We start from the raw sequence: 807 nt of genomic DNA on the forward strand, positions 1-807 counted from the left end.
ACGGTGCGCGGTGGCATCCTGGCGGTGCCCCACGGCCAGATCGAAGCGGCCTCGGCACTGGGCCTGCCCAAGGTGCGCACCCTGCGCCTGATCATCATTCCGCAGGCGATGCGGGTGATCATTCCGCCGCTGACCAGCCAGTACCTGAACCTGACCAAGAACTCCTCGCTGGCCACCGCCATCGGCTACCCGGACCTGGTCTCGGTATTTGCCGGTACCACGCTGAACCAGACCGGTCAGGCCGTCGAGGTGATCTCGATGACCATGGCGGTCTACCTGACGCTGAGTATCCTCACGTCGCTGTTCATGAACTGGTACAACAAGCGCATGGCGCTGGTCACACGCTGAGGAGCGCATCATGAAATACGATCCACAACCGACCCTGCCCGCCCCGGCCAGCACCATCGGTGTCGTCGGCTGGGCGCGCAAGCACCTGTTCAACGGCCCGATCAACAGCCTGGCCACGCTGGTACTGGCCTACCTGGCCGTGACCCTGCTCAGCCCCGTGCTGGACTGGGTGCTCTTCAGTGCCGACTGGGCCGGCACCACGCGTGCGGACTGCACCTCCGGCGGGGCCTGCTGGGTGTTCATCGGCCAGCGCATCGACCAGTTCCTGTACGGCTTCTACCCGCACGATGAGACCTGGCGTCTGAACCTGAACTTCGTCCTGCTGCTGGCGCTGCTGCTCTGGCTGGCGATCCCGAGGATTCCGGCGAAGAAGCTTGCTGTGGTGCTGACGCTGATCGTCTACCCGATCATCGCCTACATCCTGCTGACCGGCGGTCACTTCGGCCTGGAAGCGGTGGA

General features: G+C 64.6%; 1 protein-coding gene and 1 pseudogene. Both read left to right on the top strand.

Annotated elements, in window-relative coordinates; translation table 11 throughout:
- Nucleotides 1–348 (top strand): ABC transporter permease subunit (locus ADIMK_RS20570; protein WP_036192277.1); only part of this gene is annotated, 348 nt, incomplete at its 5' end.
- A gap of 10 nt (nt 349–358) precedes the next feature.
- A pseudogene (locus ADIMK_RS20575) lies at nt 359–807 on the top strand (amino acid ABC transporter permease); the annotation flags it as partial.

It is taken from the genome of Marinobacterium lacunae, assembly GCF_000705555.1.
Classification (GTDB): domain Bacteria; phylum Pseudomonadota; class Gammaproteobacteria; order Pseudomonadales; family Balneatricaceae; genus Marinobacterium_D; species Marinobacterium_D lacunae.